The organism is Pseudomonas sp. EL_65y_Pfl1_R83, assembly GCF_963970695.1.
GTDB classification, from domain to species: Bacteria; Pseudomonadota; Gammaproteobacteria; order Pseudomonadales; family Pseudomonadaceae; genus Aquipseudomonas; species Aquipseudomonas tritici.
Window position 1 is genome coordinate 1 of record NZ_CAXAQI010000118.1, and the last position, 631, is coordinate 631.

At 67.0% G+C, this 631-nt stretch carries 1 protein-coding gene; it reads left to right on the top strand.

Annotated features, from left to right (window positions below):
* A partial coding sequence (locus tag AACY08_RS27945) for a hypothetical protein (RefSeq protein ID WP_339472336.1) occupies nt 1-631 on the top strand: 631 nt, incomplete at both ends.

Here is a 631-nt window from a genome sequence, read left to right on the forward strand (position 1 = left end):
CGCCAGCTTCGACGAGCGGCCGGTCCACTACGAACCCGCCGACATCGCGATCGCCGGGGTCTTCGTCAGCCTGGACGCCGACGGCACGCTGTCGATCGACCGCGGCTATGTCCGACCCGAGGACGAGATCGCCAACCAGGCGGGCGATGGCGAGGGTGAAGAGCAGGATGGCGGCGACGATGACGCTGACTATCCGGCGTCGCCTTCGGTCCAGCGCGCGGTCATCACCATCTGCGGCAAACCTGCCGAGCCCGAGGAGGAGGACGAGGACGACACGATCAAGCCGCTCCCCGATCGACTGATCACGGAGCTGACCGCCGATCGCACCCTCGCGCTCCGCGACAAGCTCGCCACCGATCCCTCGGTCGCCTTCGTCGCCGTCCTGCACAAGTTCTGCCAGGACGTGTTCTACGGCGGCAGCCAGTACGGCTTCGCGATGGAGGTCAGCGTGCGGGGCACGACCTTCCATTCGCAGCCCGAAGGGCTTCGTGACAGCGTCTATGCCAAGGCGATCGAGGCCCGGCACGATAGCTGGCGCAAACGGCTCCCGGCCAAAGTCGCTGATCTCTGGGATGGGCTGGCCGCACTGACTGGCCCCGAACAGGCCGAACTCTTCGCCCATTGCGCTTCG